Genomic DNA, 14,556 nt, shown 5'->3' on the forward strand with positions numbered 1-14,556 from the left:
CGATGCGCATTGCTTGCCTTGGCGGCGGCCCGGCGGGTCTTTGTTTCGGGATTTCGATGAAGCTTCGAAATCCGGCGGCCGAGATTGAGGTGATCGAGCGCAACCGACCCGATGACACCTTTGGCTGGGGCGTCGTTCTGTCCGATGAAACGTTGGACAATCTGGCGGTCAACGATCCGATCAGCGCTGAGAGAATTCGGGAACAGTTTGCCTATTGGGACGATGTGGCGCTGGTTCACAAAGGCCAGCGCACTGTGTCTGGCGGGCATGGGTTCTGCGGCATCGGGCGCAAGCAGCTGTTGCTGATCCTGCAGGCCCGCGCCCGCGAATTGGATGTGAAGATGCGGTTCGAAACCGAGGTTGCATCCGCCTTGGACTATATGGCCAACTATGACGTCGTCATTGCGTCGGACGGGCTGAATTCGAAAACCCGCGCCGAGTTTTCGGATGTGTTCAAACCGGATATCGACCAGCGCCTGTGTCAGTTTGTGTGGCTGGGAACGCACCAGAAATTCGACGACGCCTTTACCTTTATCTTCGAGAAGACCGGTAAGGGCTGGGTTTGGGCCCATGCCTATCAATTCGATCCAGACACCGCGACTTTCATTGTCGAATGCACACAAGAGACATTCGATGCCTATGGCTTTGACAAGATGAGCCAGCAGGACTCGATTGCCGTTTGCCAAGACATCTTCAAGGATCATCTGGGCGGGCATGCTCTGATGACTAATGCCAACCATATCCGTGGCTCAGCCTGGCTGCGGTTTCCGCGCGTGCTGTGTGAGAAATGGAGCCACGACAACGTCGTTTTGCTGGGGGATGCTGCGGCTACGGCGCATTTCTCGATCGGGTCGGGAACCAAATTGGCGTTGGAAAGCGCGATTGCGCTGGCCGAGTATATCCACAGCGAAGACACGCTTGAGGCTGCCTTTGCCCGTTATGAAGACGAACGGCGGCTCGAAGTACTGCGACTGCAATCGGCGGCGCGGAACTCGGTTGAGTGGTTCGAGGACGTTGAACGCTATCTGGATCTGGATTCCGTGCAGCTGAACTATTCTATGCTGACCCGGTCGCAACGGATCAGCCATGAAAACCTGCGCGAACGCGATGCCGGGTGGCTGGGCCGGGCCGAGGCCTGGTTCATGGCGCAAGCCGGGGTCGGGATCAACGCTCCCGCCCGCGCGCCCATGTTTGCGCCATTCCGTCTGCGTGAGATGGAGTTGAAGAACCGGATCGTGGTCTCACCCATGGCACAGTACAAGGCCGTGGATGGCTGCCCGACCGACTGGCATCTGATCCACTATGGCGAGCGCTCCAAGGGCGGGGCAGGGCTGGTCTATACCGAGATGACTTGTGTCAGTGCCGATGGTCGCATCTCGCCAGGTTGTCCCGGTCTGTATGCGCCCGAGCATGAGGCGGCATGGCGCCGCCTGACCGATTTCGTCCACACCGAGACCGACGCCAAGATTTGCTGCCAGATCGGTCATGCAGGGCGCAAGGGATCGACGCGCATCGGGTGGGAGGGCATGGATCAGCCGTTGGAGGAAGGCAACTGGCCACTGATCTCCGCCTCGGCCATTGCGTGGTCAGACGACAACGCCATACCCAAAGCGATGGATCGGTGGGATATGGATCGCGTCATGGCTGAGTTCGCAGCAGCCGCCCAAATGGCTGATCGCGCCGGGTTCGACATGATAGAACTGCACGCGGCTCATGGGTATCTGATCTCGTCCTTCATCTCTCCGCTTTCAAATACACGAAACGACGACTATGGCGGCAGTTTGGAAAACCGCATGCGTTACCCGCTTGAGGTGTTCGCGGCCATGCGCGCGGTCTGGCCCGAGGCCAAGCCGATGGCAGTGCGTATATCGGCCAGTGACTGGGCGGGTGAAAACGGCATCACACCGGAAGAGGCCGTTGAGATCGCGGCGATGTTCGATGCGGCGGGGGCGGATATCGTGGATGTGTCCGCAGGCCAGACCTCGACACAGGCGCAGCCGATTTATGGGCGGATGTTCCAGACCCCATTCTCGGACCGTATCCGCAATGAACGTGGCATCAAGACAATGGCAGTTGGCAACATCTACGAGGCCGACCACGTCAATTCGATCTTGATGGCCGGGCGCGCCGATCTGGTCTGTCTGGCCAGACCGCATCTGAACGACCCCTATTGGACCTTGCACGCAGCCACGGCGCTGGGCGACCGGCAGGAGATCTGGCCAAAACCTTATGAGGCTGGGCGCGATCAGGCCTGGCGTCTGGCCGACCGCGACGCGGAAATGGCAAGTAAGGTATGAGTCATGTGGTCATATCAGGCGGTGGCACCGGGGTCGGTGCAGCGATTGCGAAGACGTTTGCTGAGGATGGCGTGGCGATCACTCTTTTAGGTCGAACCAAGGCCACCTTGCAGCAGCAAGGCCTACCTTTCGAAGTCTGCGATGTGACCGACACGGTGCAAGTACAGGCCGCTTTCGAGTCCGCCCGCGCCCAACGCGGCCCGGTCACGGCGGTCATCGCCAATGCAGGCGCGGCGCATTCGATGCCGTTTGCCAAAATGACGGCGGATGACCTGCGCGGCATGACCGAGGTCAACTTGATCGGTGTATTCAACGTCTGGCAGGCCGGGCTGGCAGACATGCAGACGGCGGGCGCCGGGCGTCTGGTCGCGATCGCCTCGACAGCGGGATTGAAAGGCTATCCTTACGTCTCTGGCTATTGCGCCGCGAAACACGGGGTTATCGGCCTTACCCGCGCGCTGGCAGTTGAACTGGCCCCGACCGGGATCACCGTCAACGCCGTTTGCCCCGGTTTTGTAGACACGCCGATGCTGGAACGTTCGATCGAAACCATCGTCGAAAAAACGGGGATGAGCGCAGAGGACGCCGCCGCCTCGCTTCACCGGGGCAACCCCCAACGCCGGTTTATCGAAACGGATGAGGTCGCCAGCGCAGTGAAATGGCTGTGCTCGGACGCTGCGAAATCCGTGAACGGACACACGCTCAGCCTTTCGGGAGGTGAAATATGAACCCGACCCTTGCACACCCCCCACTTGAGGATGCCTCGAAAGAACGGCTACGCCTGTGGTTGCGACTGTTGAAAACCACCCGAGGTATCGAGGCTAAACTGCGTGAGAATTTCCGGGCCGAGTTCGACACGACCTTGCCCCGGTTCGACGTGATGGCAGCGCTCTCGCGCTTTGAGGGCGGCCTGAAAATGAGCGAGATTTCGGGCGTGCTGCGCGTCTCCAATGGCAACGTGACCGGGATCGTGGACCGGCTGGCTGACGATGGCCTGCTGGTGCGGGTGCCGGTGCCCGGAGACCGCCGCGCCCATCGCGTGTGTATGACCCAAAAGGGCCGCGCGGAATTCGCCCGCCAGGCCGCCGCGCATGAGGCATGGATCGCCGATATGCTGGGCCAATTCTCGGCCGAGGATGCAAGGACGCTCACCACCGAATTCAGCCTGCCGGAGGAGCCTAATGATCCGTGACGTCAAACATTTCCAGTGTGAGGTGCAAGACCGCGTTGCCACGGTCAGCTTGGACCGGCCTGAGCGGAAGAACCCGCTGACCTTCGACAGCTATGCCGAGCTGCGCGACTGGTTTCGCGATCTGGTCTATGTCGATGATGTGGACGCCGTGGTCTTTGCGTCGAATGGTGGCAATTTCAGCTCGGGTGGCGATGTGCATGACATCATCGGCCCGCTGACCCGCATGAATATGAAAGAGTTGTTGGCCTTTACCCGCATGACCGGCGATCTGGTCAAGGCGATGGTGAATTGCGGTAAGCCGGTGATTGCGGCGGTGGACGGTATCTGCGTTGGGGCTGGAGCGATCATCGCCATGGCATCCGATCTGCGTATCGCAACACCACAGGCGAAATGCGCCTTTCTGTTCACACGGGTTGGGCTGGCTGGTTGTGACATGGGAGCCTGTGCCATGTTGCCTCGTATCATCGGGCAGGGGCGTGCGGCAGAGCTGCTCTATACCGGGCGGTCTATGAGTGCCGAGGAGGGGCTTGGCTGGGGGTTCTACAACAGCGTGGTCGAGGCGGATCAGCTTGAGGGCGCGGCGCAGAACATGGCCCGGCGTATCTCTGCGGGACCGAATTTCGCGCATATGATGACCAAAACCATGTTGGCGCAGGAATGGTCCATGTCGATCGAACAAGCCATCGAAGCCGAGGCACAAGCGCAGGCCATCTGCATGCAGTCCGGCGATTTTGAGCGTGCCTACAACGCCTTTGTCGCCAAAGAAAAACCAGAGTTCGAGGGGGATTGATGGCAGATCGCAGCTTCCTGTCATGGCCATTTTTCGAGCCACGCCACCGCAGCTGGGCCGCGCGAGTCGAAGAGGTCGTGCAGGAGCTAAAGGTCGACCATGCGGACACGGATGCCGCCTGCCGCGCGCTGGTGCGTGACATGGGCGCGGCGGGGCTGCTGCAGCCAACTGCGGACGAACACGGCCAGTTGGATGTGCGGACTTTGTGTCTGACCCGGGAAATCCTTGCCCGGCATGATGGGTTGGCTGATTTTTCCTTTGCCATGCAGGGTCTTGGCACCGGTGCGATTTCCCTGTTCGGCTCACCCCAGCAAAAGGCCGAATGGTTGTCAAAAACGCGCAGCGGGCAGGCGATTTCGGCCTTTGCGCTGACCGAGCCGCAGTCAGGATCCGATGTGGCGAATTCTGCCATGACCGCGACATGTGATGGCGATCACTATGTTCTGAACGGCGAAAAGACGTGGATATCGAACGGAGGCATTGCCGATGTCTACACCCTGTTCGCCCGCACGGGCGAGGCGCCGGGTGCTAAGGGATTGTCCGCCTTTGTGGTAACACCCGACTTGCCGGGGTTTGAGGTTGCCGAACAGCTGCACACCATCGCTCCGCATCCGCTGGCGACACTGCGGTTTTCTGATACGCGCATCCCAGCGTCGGCGATGATCGGCGCGCCCGGTGCCGGGTTTAAGATCGCCATGTCGGTGCTGGATGTGTTTCGCTCGACTGTGGCGGCCGCGGCGTTGGGGTTCGCCCGGCGCGCGTTGGATGAAGCGTTGACGCGGGTCAGTACCCGGCATGTGCAAGGCGAGCCGCTGTTCGATCTGCAGATGGTGCAAGGTCACATCGCCGATATGGCGCTGGACGTCGATGCGGCGGCGCTGCTGGTCTACCGCGCCGCCTGGACCAAAGACAGTGGGGCACCACGGATCACACGTGAGGCCGCAATGGCCAAGCTTTTTGCCACCGACCACGCGCAGCAGGTCATCGACAAGGCGGTACAGCTGTTCGGCGGTGATGGTGTCCGATCGGGCATGCCGGTCGAGGCGCTGTACCGTGAAATCCGGGCGTTGCGCATCTACGAGGGTGCCTCGGACGTTCAGAAAGTGGTCATCGCCCGTCAGGCAATGGCCGCGCATAGGGAGGGGAAGTGATGTTGGGACCGTCCGCACATATCGATACGTTCAGCCGCGATAGCTTGCCGTCCGAGGAGCAGTGGCCAGATTTTCTGTTGGACGGGTTCGACTATCCCGACCTTCTGAATGCTGCGTATGAGCTGACCGATGCGATGGTGGACAAGGGGTTTGGCGACAATATCGCGCTGATCGGAAACGGGCGGCAGAGGACCTACAAAGAGCTTACCGACTGGACCAACCGTCTGGCGCATGTGCTGGTCGAAGATATAAGAGTACAGCCCGGTAACCGTGTGTTGATCCGTTCGGCAAATAACCCGGCCATGGTGGCCTGCTGGCTGGCCGCGACCAAAGTTGGGGCCGTGGTCGTCAACACTATGCCCATGCTGCGGGCGGGAGAGTTGACCAAACATGTGGACAAGGCCGAGATCCAGTTCGCCCTCTGCGACACACGTTTGATGGCGGAAATGGAAACCTGCGCACAGGATAGCCGGTTCCTAGAGCGCGTCGTGGGGTTCGACGGCACCTCAAACCACGATGCCGAACTTGATCGTCTGGCGCTGGAAAAACCGGTTCAGTTCGAATGCGTGCAAACGGGTCGCGATGACGTTGCCCTTCTGGGATTCACCTCAGGTTCGACCGGAGAGCCAAAGGCCACGATGCACTTTCACCGCGATCTGATGATCATCGCCGATGGTTATGCGCGCGAGGTTCTGAACGTGCAGCCTGAGGACGTTTTTGTTGGGTCCCCTCCACTGGCATTCACCTTCGGGTTGGGTGGACTGGCGGTGTTTCCACTGCGATTTGGGGCAACGGCGACCTTGCTGGAACAAGCTTCGCCTCCCGGCATGATTGAGATCATCGAGAAATACAAAGCCACCGTCTGTTTCACGGCCCCAACGGCCTATCGTGTCATGTTGCAGGCGATGGAGGATGGGGCCGATCTGTCAAGCCTGCGCGCTGCCGTTTCGGCGGGCGAGACGTTGCCCAAACCCGTCTATGACGACTGGATTGCACGTACAGGCAAGCCGATGCTCGATGGCATCGGGGCCACGGAATTGCTGCATATCTTCATCTCAAACCGGTTCGACGATCACCGGCCCGCCTGCACCGGACGCCCGGTCAAAGGGTACGAAGCGAAGGTTTTGAACCGCGACGGGACCGAGGCTAAAACGGGCGACATTGGCCGATTGGCGGTGCGAGGCCCGACCGGTTGCCGATATCTGAATGATGATCGTCAAAAGGATTATGTTCACGACGGCTGGAACATCACCGGCGACAGTTTCTATCAGGACGAGGCTGGCTATTTCCATTTCGCGGCACGCAATGACGATATGATCGTCTCGGCCGGGTACAATATCGCAGGCCCCGAGGTCGAAGCCGCGCTGCTGGCGCACGAGGCCGTGCTGGAATGCGCCGTGATCGGTGCCCCAGACCCGGATCGGGGCGAAATTGTCGAGGCGCATGTCGTGCTGACCGAAGGTGCTGTGGCAGAAGATACCCTGCGCGAGGCGCTGCAAACTCATGTCAAATCCGTAATCGCGCCCTACAAGTACCCACGCTCGATCCGGTTCTGCGACGCGTTGCCAAAGACTGCGACGGGAAAAATTCAGCGCTTCAGGTTGAAATCCCCCTCGACGAACGGGGCGTGATCGGTGTGAATAGCGGCATAACAAAAAAGAACGCCCTGTCAGGGGCATAGGCTGAACGCGGGGAAGATTGGCAAAAGGCGCGTTCGAAAGACCAACGAAGGGAGATGAAGATGAAAAAGTTTCTAGCGGCCGCTGCGGTTTCCGCGCTGTGCGCCACCGGTGCGGTGGCCGAGGTCAAGGTCGGGATGATCACCACGCTGTCTGGCGGCGGGGCCGGGTTGGGCATCGATGTGCGGGACGGGTTCATGCTGGCCATCGCGCAATCAGGCCGCGACGATATTGAGGTTGTAATCGAAGACGACCAGCGCAAGCCCGACATCGCCGTGCAATTGTCGGACAAGATGATCCAATCCGAACGGGTCGATGTGATGACCGGTATCATCTGGTCAAACCTTGCCATGGCGGTTGTGCCTGCGGCGGTGAACCAGAACGTATTCTATCTGTCTCCCAATGCGGGCCCGTCTCCCTTGGCCGGGAAAGGTTGCCACCAGAACTATTTCAACGTCGCCTGGCAGAACGACAACCTGCACGAGGCCGCGGGGGCCTATGCCAACGGTGCGGGCTACAAGAACAGCTTTATCTTGGCCCCAAACTATCCGGCTGGTGTGGATGCTCTGACAGGCTACAAACGGTTCTTCGAAGGTGATCTGGCCGGTGAAATTTATACCGAACTGGGACAGACCGACTATGCCGCCGAGATTGCTCAGATCCGGGCCAGCGATGCGGATAGCGTGTTCTTCTTCCTGCCAGGCGGTATGGGGATTTCCTTCCTCAAGCAATATGCCGACAGTGGGATCGACCTGCCCGTGGTCGGTCCGGCCTTCAGCTTTGATCAGGGCATCCTGCAGGCAGTTGGTGATGCGGCAATGGGGGTGGTGAACACCTCGCAGTGGAACAAGGATATCGACAACCCGACCAATGCGGCGTTTGTGGAAAGTTTTCAGGCGGAATACGGACGTCTGCCTTCGCTCTACGCAAGTCAAGGGTTTGACACCGCCAACCTGTTGCTGTCGGCGCTGAACAAGGCCGACCCTTCAGATGCAGATGCCTTCCGTGAGGCATTGCGAGCGGCCGAGTTCGACAGTACCCGCGGCGATTTCAGCTTTGGCCCAAACCATCACCCGGTTCAGACCATCTATGCGCGTGAAGTGATCAAGGAAGGTGACGTATTCACCAACAAGATCCTCGGCGTTGCGCTGGAAAACCACTCTGACGCTTATGCGGCCGAGTGCAAAATGTAACTGACCCTCTGCCTGCCCCCGATTGCGGGGCGGGCAGACCACCGGAGTTCCCATGTCCTCGATCCTGATTATCGAGCAGATCCTTAACGGGCTGCAGTTCGGTGTGATGCTGTTCCTGATGGCGGCTGGTCTAACGCTGATTTTCGGCGTGATGGGCCTGATCAATCTGGCGCACGGGTCTCTTTACATGGTGGGGGCTTTTGCGGCGGCGGCTGTGGCGGGCGCAACTGGGTCTTTCCTGCTGGCGCTGGTTGCCGCCCTGGCCGCCGCAGCGCTGGCCGGAGCGATTGTCGAGATGGTGGTTATCCGGCGATTGTATAACGCGCCGCATCTGGATCAGGTGCTGGCCACCTTTGCGCTGATCCTGATCTTTTCTGAAGGAACACGCTGGGTCTTTGGCTCTTTTCCGTTGTTTCTGGACATTCCCGACGCGCTGTCCGGACCTGTCACTTTGCCGGGCGGGATCGAATACCCGCTGTATCGTCTGACCCTGATTGGCATCGGGCTAGCCGTGGCTGTGGGTCTTTGGGCGCTGATTGAACGCACCCGTCTCGGCATTCAAATACGAGCGGGAGAGAATGATCGTGAGATGATCGCGGCACTGGGCGTCGATATCTCGAAACTCTACACGCTGGTTTTTGCGTTGGGCGCGGCGCTGGCCGGATTGGCTGGCGCTTTGGTCGGGGCGATTCAATCGGTTCAGGTCGGGATGGGAGAACCGGTGCTGATCCTGGCCTTTGTGGTCATTGTCATCGGCGGGATCGGTTCAGTTCGTGGTGCCTTTATCGGCGCGCTGCTGGTCGGGCTGACCGACACGCTGGGCGGGGTGTTCCTGCCCGAATTGTTCAAGCTGTTCATGGACAATGGCGCGGCACAGAAAAGCGGCTCGGCGCTGGCCTCTATGGGGATTTACGTGCTGATGGGGCTGGTGCTGATCTGGCGACCCACCGGGTTGTTCGGAGCACGCGCATGAGGTTGAATGAAAAATACCTCAATGCCGCGATGATCTTGGGCCTGCTGGTGTTGCCGCTTTGGGCCGTTGTGGCTGATCAACCCTTTACGATCACATTGGTGACGCGGGCGGTGATCCTTGCGCTGGCGGCTGTGGGGTTGAACATCATCCTTGGGATCGGCGGCATGGTCAGCTTTGGTCATGCAGTGTTCTTTGGGATCGGAGGGTACGCGATGGGCATCCTTGCCTATCACGCGCAGACCTACACGGCGCTTGATCTGGGACTATTCACCACCGATGGCACCAAAGCTATGCCGGTGATCTGGCTGGTGGCGATGATCCTTTCAGGGATGGTGGCGTTCTTTATCGGGCTGCTGTCGCTGCGCACGTCCGGGGTGTATTTCATCATGATCACGCTCGCCTTTGGGCAGATGTTTTTCTACTTCGCGATCTCCTGGGCGCAGTACGGGGGTGAAGATGGGCTGTCGATCTATGTCCGCAACGACTTTCCTGGTCTGAACACACTAGCACCGATCCAGTTCTATGGCATCTGTTTCACGCTGCTTTGTGTGGTGCTATTTCTGTTCGCCCGCCTTCAAGGCTCACCCTTCGGATTGGCGCTGAACGCGGCGCGTCAGACGCCCACTCGGGTTGAGACCGTGGGCCTGAACCCGATGCGGTTGAAGCTGTTGGCCTTTGTCCTTTCGGGGGCAATCACCGGGTTGGCAGGCGCGCTGTTTGCAGACCTGAACCGCTTTGTCTCCCCCACGATGTTCAGTTGGCAATTGTCGGGTGAATTGATCGTGCTGATCATCATCGGAGGGGTGGGGCGCTTGATGGGGCCGGTCATCGGGGCCTGCGTCTTTGTCGCGTTGGAACATTTTTTGGGCGAGCTAACTGACTTCTGGCACGTCTATTTGGGCGTGGTCCTGCTGTGTATTGTGCTGTTCGGGCGCGGGGGGCTGATCGGTCTGCTGACCGGGAAAGAGGGGGCACATGTCTGATCCCGTCCTTTCCACGCTGAACCTAAACAAAAGCTTTGGCGCACTCAAGGCCACGGACGACGTGTCGATTGACCTGATACCCGGCGAAATCCATGCGATCATCGGCCCAAACGGGGCGGGCAAATCGACGCTGATCCAACAGATTTGCGGTGGGTTGCAGTCAGATTCCGGGCGGGTCCTGCTGAATGGCCAAGATGTCTCGGGGCATAGCACGCAGGCGCGGGCGCGGGATGGGCTGGGGCGCACCTTTCAGATTTCTCAACTGTGCATGGAAGATACCGTTCTGGAAAACGCCGTGCTGGGCGCGATGGGGGCCGAGCATATGGCTTGGCGGTTCTGGCGACCTGCCTTGAAACGACCCACGCTGCGCGAACGGGCCGAGGCCGCGTTGGAGCGCGTGGGCCTCAGCGATGACCGCGATACGCGCTGTGCCAACCTCAGCCATGGTCAGCGGCGGCAATTGGAGGTTGCAGTTGCTTTGACCTTGTCCCCCAAAGCCTTTGTGATGGACGAGCCAATGGCCGGGCTTGGTGCCGGAGGGTCGAAACGGCTGACGGGTTTTCTTGACGGGCTGAGACAGGAAGCGCCCATTTTGCTGGTCGAGCACGACATGGACGCGGTTTTTGCGTTGGCCGATCGGATCAGCGTGCTGGTCTATGGCAAGGTCATCGCCACGGGCACGGCGGACGAAATCCGCACCAGCCGCGAAGTGCGCGACGCCTATCTGGGGGACGAGGCATGAGTCTGCTGCGGATAGAAAACCTCAGCGCCTCTTACGGTGTCAGTCAGGCCCTGTTTGGTGTGAATCTTGAGATTGCGCAGGGTGAGGTCACTGCCCTGATGGGGCGAAACGGGATGGGTAAGACCACCACGGTAAAGGCCATTTGCCGGATGATCCGGTCAGACGGCACGCTGACGCTGGACGGTCAGGACCTGCATGCGCTGCCCAGTCACAAGGTCGCGCGTAAAGGCGTGGGGCTGGTGCCCGAAGGGCGCCGCTGTTTTGCCGACCTGACTGTGCGTGAAAACTTGATTGCGGCGGCACGTCCAGGGGATTGGACCCTGCGCCGCGTGACCGAGCTGTTTCCCCGGTTGGGTGAACGGCAGGGGCAACGGGCGGTTTCCCTTTCGGGAGGAGAGCAGCAGATGCTGGCGATAGGCCGCGCGCTGATGACTAACCCCCGACTGCTGATCCTGGATGAGGCCACCGAGGGGCTTGCCCCGATCGTCCGGCAGGAAATCTGGGCAGCGCTGCACCGCCTGCGGCAAGAGACCAACGTGGCGATCCTGCTGATCGACAAATCTTTGAAGGAGTTGGCGGCTGTGTCTGACAAAGCGGTCATTCTGGAGCGGGGCCGCACCGTCTGGACCGGTGCCATCACTGACCTGACCCCTGAAATTTCCGAAAAATATGTGGGGGTCTGATGGCGTTTGAGTTTCATCAAAAAGTCTTGTTCAAACATTGCGACCCTGCCGGGATCGTGTTCTTTCCGCGTTACTTCGAGATGATCAATGATTGCGTCGAGGCGTTCTTTGATCAGGGTTTGAACGCGCCGTTCCACGATCTGCATCGCGCAGGTGCTGTACCAACTGTTCAGATCCAGACCCAGTTTCCCGCACCCAGCCGCCATGGAGACCAATTGGTTTTCCAACTTGAAATCACACAGATCGGCAACAGCTCGGCGGGGTACACGATGACCGCCCGTTGTGGGGACGAGGTGCGGCTGACAACTTTGGCGACATTGGTCCACGTCAACGCCGATGGCCGCCCCGAGGCGTGGCCAGATACCATCCGCAGCAAGCTGGAAACATTCAGAAAGGACGCGACATGAGCCACAAGATCATTCAGCCCGACGGCTGGCTTCCGGCCAAAGGCTATGCGAACGGCGTTCTGACTAAGGACGGAACCTTGCATATTGGCGGCCAGATCGGATGGGACGCGAACAAGGAATTTGTCAACGGCGGCTTTATTGGCCAGATGAAACAGGCCCTGCAAAATATCGTGGACATTGTCGAAGCCGCAGGTGGTGAGGTAGCCGACGTGACCCGCTTGACCTGGTTTGTCATCGACAAAAGCGAATACCTGGCAAAACAGGCCGAAGTCGGCGCAGCCTATCGTGAGGTGTTTGGCAGACACTTCCCCGCCATGTCGATGATCATCGTTGCCGGTTTGGTCGAAGACGAAGCCATGGTTGAGATTGAGGCCACAGCGCATCTGTCGTAACCCCGGTTGTTAAAGATTGCGCACTCAGAACCGGTAAGTAGCACCTATCAGCGGGCCGGATTGATCGAATTCGTAATCATTGCCGTCAATATCGTGGTCGAAAGATATGTAACGGTATCCACCCCGCAGCATCCACCTGTCGTTGATGATGTAGTCTGCAGTCAGCAGAACCGACCAGGTCTGGCTGCCGCTGCGAAATCCTCCGTAATCCACATAAGCGGTGCTGGTCCATGAATCGGATAGCGTAAACCGTGCCCGGACCCCAACTACCGGGTCGACCCAACTTTCGTCGGCAGTAGAGGTAAAGGCGGGACCTCCCACAGGTGTCAGCGAGAAATCAGTGTCGGTACTGTACCACCTGAAGCCGCCCGCAAGGTCCACCTTGACGGTTGGATCATTGCGCACTCGGTAACCCAGTAAGGCCGTCAGGAACTGTGTCTTGACCGAAGTTTCAAGGTCGCCGCCGCCAGGCCCGGTATCGCCAAAGGACAAGTTGGTATAGTTATAGTCGGCCAGCACGCTCCATTGCCCGTTTGTTGCCGCCAGCGCGCCCATGAACGCAAAGTCGAGGTTTTCCAGCGCGTCTGTAAAGCTAAGTGTCGCGTCAAGCGTACCCCTAGGGGTTTCAATGCTGGTCTCGGTCTCGGGCATGAACAGATAGATAGTGGCCTCGTAAGACCAATCGGACTGCTGCGCCGAGGTGGGTGCTGCCACGGATGTCAGTAAGGCCGCTGCGACGGTGCCGAGCCTTGTTTTTTTGGTTTGTACCATTCTGTCCCTCACTATTTCTGTCTTAAATTATGTGTTTCCGAAATGGGTCCTATGCCGCTACGTCCTCAGAGTCCGTTGCGCCCGAGCCGACGCGATTTATGTCAGTGTCCGGGAAAAACTCGGACCAGACGTGCCAGAATATTCCGGCCCGCAGAGTTTCTACCCGTTGCAACTGACCCTGGTCCGACACACCCCAGAAATCGCAATGTGAAACGGGCTGAGCACTGTCATTATACCACACACCCAAGCTTTCGTATTTCGGGTCCAAACTGACTACGACATCGCGGCCACCGACGGTGGCGTTGACGATCCAGTTGTTGTCGATGACGAAATCATCCGTCCAGCAGGCGGCATCCTTGCCGATTGTGATCCCCCAGACATAGGTCTTGTTGGGCAGCCGGTCATCGGAACGATCCATATTGTCCATCACGGGTGCTTCTTCCTGATGCTGGCGGCCGATGCCCCATCCAAAGGTGATCTCGGTCACCATGTCCAGCAGCCGCAGCAGAGGATTGGATGAGGGTTTGTTCAGAAAGACTTCGCCGTCGGGAAAGGCCTTTTGGAATCCTCGGAACGTCATCCGGTAGGTCGGCCAGGGCTTCATCTGCGCCTCGGGGCGCAGGGGGCAGGCGAGCCCATCAGCGTTCGGGTCGCGGTCAGCCTCGCGGAAGCCATAGATATGCTGGATCGGTTCGCCGGATTCATTGTCGCGTAGGATCAGGTTGTTGCCGTGCTGGGCCAGCACCTCAAGGTCCAGCCGCTTGCCCTCGATCCGTGGGGTGTATCCCTGGCCGAGGTTGGCCATTGCGCAATAGGTCATCACCACATCTTCACCGCCCAACCCATCGACGTCACCGGCCAGATGAGGTCGCATGATCTGTGCATCCGGGTGCGCGCGGGCATGGCCGTTGTGATCCATCACGATGACCGGCGCGGTTGGGCCAACATATTTGCGGGCCTCGCTGATCGGAAAGAAGGCCGCGTCGTTCAACTGGTTACGCAGGCCCAGATGCACCCAGACAAAAGGGAAGCCGTAAAAGAACAGCACCAGCAACGCAGACAAAGCCCACAACCAGAACGACCCGCCACCCAAAAAGAGAAAGGTCAGCGTGGAGACGGCAAATGCACCCAACCCGATACCGATCAGGCGGTATTCATGCCGGATGAACCGCACCATATTTTCACGCTTCACCTTCAACAGCATTTGCGAGATGTCGCCCAGATCGCGGAAATAGACAAAGCCAATGCCAAGCGACACCACTATGCCAAGTGCGAAGATTATGTTTCCAGCCATCGCCTTACC

Annotated in this window: 15 protein-coding genes; 13 read left to right on the forward strand and 2 right to left on the reverse strand. The window is 59.2% G+C overall.

What is annotated here, in order from left to right:
• Window positions 1-2: 2 nt before the first annotated feature.
• The 13 genes from ACR0B8_RS16455 to ACR0B8_RS16515 all read left to right on the forward strand — a co-directional run bounded on the left by ACR0B8_RS16455 (window position 3) and on the right by ACR0B8_RS16515 (window position 12,482).
• The gene (locus ACR0B8_RS16455) at window positions 3-2,297 is read left to right on the forward strand and encodes a bifunctional salicylyl-CoA 5-hydroxylase/oxidoreductase (RefSeq protein ID WP_480659034.1); all 2,295 of its coding nucleotides are present in this window, start codon (window positions 3-5) and stop codon (window positions 2,295-2,297) included.
• Window positions 2,294-3,025, forward strand: a complete 732-nt coding sequence (locus ACR0B8_RS16460) for an SDR family NAD(P)-dependent oxidoreductase (RefSeq protein WP_170362120.1) — start codon at window positions 2,294-2,296, stop codon at window positions 3,023-3,025. Before ACR0B8_RS16455 ends, ACR0B8_RS16460 begins: the two co-directional genes overlap by 4 nt.
• Window positions 3,022-3,489, forward strand: a complete 468-nt coding sequence (locus ACR0B8_RS16465; RefSeq protein WP_480659036.1) for a MarR family winged helix-turn-helix transcriptional regulator — start codon at window positions 3,022-3,024, stop codon at window positions 3,487-3,489. Before ACR0B8_RS16460 ends, ACR0B8_RS16465 begins: the two co-directional genes overlap by 4 nt.
• On the forward strand, window positions 3,479-4,279 hold the full coding sequence (locus ACR0B8_RS16470) for an enoyl-CoA hydratase family protein (RefSeq protein ID WP_226689665.1): 801 nt from the start codon (window positions 3,479-3,481) through the stop codon (window positions 4,277-4,279). Before ACR0B8_RS16465 ends, ACR0B8_RS16470 begins: the two co-directional genes overlap by 11 nt.
• Window positions 4,279-5,430 carry an acyl-CoA dehydrogenase family protein gene (locus tag ACR0B8_RS16475; protein ID WP_226689666.1) on the forward strand — a complete coding sequence of 384 codons (1,152 nt, stop codon included), beginning with the start codon at window positions 4,279-4,281 and terminating at the stop codon, window positions 5,428-5,430. Before ACR0B8_RS16470 ends, ACR0B8_RS16475 begins: the two co-directional genes overlap by 1 nt.
• Window positions 5,430-7,061, forward strand: coding sequence for an AMP-binding protein (locus tag ACR0B8_RS16480; protein WP_226689667.1), 1,632 nt, complete (start codon window positions 5,430-5,432; stop codon window positions 7,059-7,061). The genes ACR0B8_RS16475 and ACR0B8_RS16480 overlap by 1 nt, the downstream gene beginning before the upstream one ends.
• A 110-nt stretch (window positions 7,062-7,171) precedes the next feature.
• The gene (locus ACR0B8_RS16485) at window positions 7,172-8,302 is read left to right on the forward strand and encodes an ABC transporter substrate-binding protein (RefSeq protein WP_226689668.1); all 1,131 of its coding nucleotides are present in this window, start codon (window positions 7,172-7,174) and stop codon (window positions 8,300-8,302) included.
• A 52-nt stretch (window positions 8,303-8,354) separates the two neighbouring features.
• Window positions 8,355-9,275 (forward strand): branched-chain amino acid ABC transporter permease, encoded by a 921-nt coding sequence (locus tag ACR0B8_RS16490; RefSeq protein WP_170377956.1) that lies wholly within the window; start codon window positions 8,355-8,357, stop codon window positions 9,273-9,275.
• Window positions 9,272-10,258, forward strand: a complete 987-nt coding sequence (locus tag ACR0B8_RS16495) for a branched-chain amino acid ABC transporter permease (RefSeq protein WP_170377954.1) — start codon at window positions 9,272-9,274, stop codon at window positions 10,256-10,258. The genes ACR0B8_RS16490 and ACR0B8_RS16495 overlap by 4 nt, the downstream gene beginning before the upstream one ends.
• Window positions 10,251-11,000 carry an ABC transporter ATP-binding protein gene (locus tag ACR0B8_RS16500; RefSeq protein WP_226689669.1) on the forward strand — a complete coding sequence of 250 codons (750 nt, stop codon included), beginning with the start codon at window positions 10,251-10,253 and terminating at the stop codon, window positions 10,998-11,000. Before ACR0B8_RS16495 ends, ACR0B8_RS16500 begins: the two co-directional genes overlap by 8 nt.
• Window positions 10,997-11,683, forward strand: a complete 687-nt coding sequence (locus ACR0B8_RS16505; protein ID WP_226689670.1) for an ABC transporter ATP-binding protein — start codon at window positions 10,997-10,999, stop codon at window positions 11,681-11,683. The genes ACR0B8_RS16500 and ACR0B8_RS16505 overlap by 4 nt, the downstream gene beginning before the upstream one ends.
• Entirely contained in the window at window positions 11,683-12,090 is a 408-nt protein-coding gene (locus ACR0B8_RS16510; protein ID WP_170397804.1) for an acyl-CoA thioesterase, read from the forward strand. The genes ACR0B8_RS16505 and ACR0B8_RS16510 overlap by 1 nt, the downstream gene beginning before the upstream one ends.
• A complete protein-coding gene (locus tag ACR0B8_RS16515; RefSeq protein WP_170413395.1) occupies window positions 12,087-12,482 on the forward strand; it encodes a RidA family protein in 396 nt (131 codons plus the stop codon). Before ACR0B8_RS16510 ends, ACR0B8_RS16515 begins: the two co-directional genes overlap by 4 nt.
• Window positions 12,483-12,506: 24 nt before the next feature.
• On the opposite strand, the gene ACR0B8_RS16520 is transcribed toward ACR0B8_RS16515, so the two are convergent.
• Both ACR0B8_RS16520 and ACR0B8_RS16525 read right to left on the reverse strand, forming a co-directional pair.
• A complete protein-coding gene (locus tag ACR0B8_RS16520) occupies window positions 12,507-13,253 on the reverse strand; it encodes an outer membrane beta-barrel protein (RefSeq protein WP_170362130.1) in 747 nt (248 codons plus the stop codon).
• A 49-nt stretch (window positions 13,254-13,302) separates the two neighbouring features.
• Window positions 13,303-14,547: a DUF3179 domain-containing (seleno)protein gene (locus ACR0B8_RS16525; protein ID WP_170362131.1), complete on the reverse strand. Its 1,245-nt coding sequence runs from the start codon at window positions 14,545-14,547 to the stop codon at window positions 13,303-13,305.
• Window positions 14,548-14,556 lie beyond the last annotated feature (9 nt).

It is taken from the genome of Ruegeria sp. BH6 (assembly GCF_056538105.1).

What these genes read in the sequence shown, in the direction of transcription:
- ACR0B8_RS16470 (WP_226689665.1), top strand. Translation starts at nt 3,479, where the DNA reads ATGATCCGTGACGTCAAACATTTCCAGTGTGAGGTGCAAGACCGCGTT.
- ACR0B8_RS16505 (WP_226689670.1), top strand. Translation starts at nt 10,997, where the DNA reads ATGAGTCTGCTGCGGATAGAAAACCTCAGCGCCTCTTACGGTGTCAGT.
- ACR0B8_RS16515 (WP_170413395.1), top strand. Translation starts at nt 12,087, where the DNA reads ATGAGCCACAAGATCATTCAGCCCGACGGCTGGCTTCCGGCCAAAGGC.
- ACR0B8_RS16455 (WP_480659034.1), top strand. Translation starts at nt 3, where the DNA reads ATGCGCATTGCTTGCCTTGGCGGCGGCCCGGCGGGTCTTTGTTTCGGG.
- ACR0B8_RS16500 (WP_226689669.1), top strand. Translation starts at nt 10,251, where the DNA reads ATGTCTGATCCCGTCCTTTCCACGCTGAACCTAAACAAAAGCTTTGGC.
- ACR0B8_RS16480 (WP_226689667.1), top strand. Translation starts at nt 5,430, where the DNA reads ATGTTGGGACCGTCCGCACATATCGATACGTTCAGCCGCGATAGCTTG.
- ACR0B8_RS16495 (WP_170377954.1), top strand. Translation starts at nt 9,272, where the DNA reads ATGAGGTTGAATGAAAAATACCTCAATGCCGCGATGATCTTGGGCCTG.
- ACR0B8_RS16510 (WP_170397804.1), top strand. Translation starts at nt 11,683, where the DNA reads ATGGCGTTTGAGTTTCATCAAAAAGTCTTGTTCAAACATTGCGACCCT.
- ACR0B8_RS16490 (WP_170377956.1), top strand. Translation starts at nt 8,355, where the DNA reads ATGTCCTCGATCCTGATTATCGAGCAGATCCTTAACGGGCTGCAGTTC.
- ACR0B8_RS16475 (WP_226689666.1), top strand. Translation starts at nt 4,279, where the DNA reads ATGGCAGATCGCAGCTTCCTGTCATGGCCATTTTTCGAGCCACGCCAC.
- ACR0B8_RS16465 (WP_480659036.1), top strand. Translation starts at nt 3,022, where the DNA reads ATGAACCCGACCCTTGCACACCCCCCACTTGAGGATGCCTCGAAAGAA.
- ACR0B8_RS16525 (WP_170362131.1), bottom strand. Translation starts at nt 14,547, where the DNA reads ATGGCTGGAAACATAATCTTCGCACTTGGCATAGTGGTGTCGCTTGGC.
- ACR0B8_RS16460 (WP_170362120.1), top strand. Translation starts at nt 2,294, where the DNA reads ATGAGTCATGTGGTCATATCAGGCGGTGGCACCGGGGTCGGTGCAGCG.
- ACR0B8_RS16485 (WP_226689668.1), top strand. Translation starts at nt 7,172, where the DNA reads ATGAAAAAGTTTCTAGCGGCCGCTGCGGTTTCCGCGCTGTGCGCCACC.
- ACR0B8_RS16520 (WP_170362130.1), bottom strand. Translation starts at nt 13,253, where the DNA reads ATGGTACAAACCAAAAAAACAAGGCTCGGCACCGTCGCAGCGGCCTTA.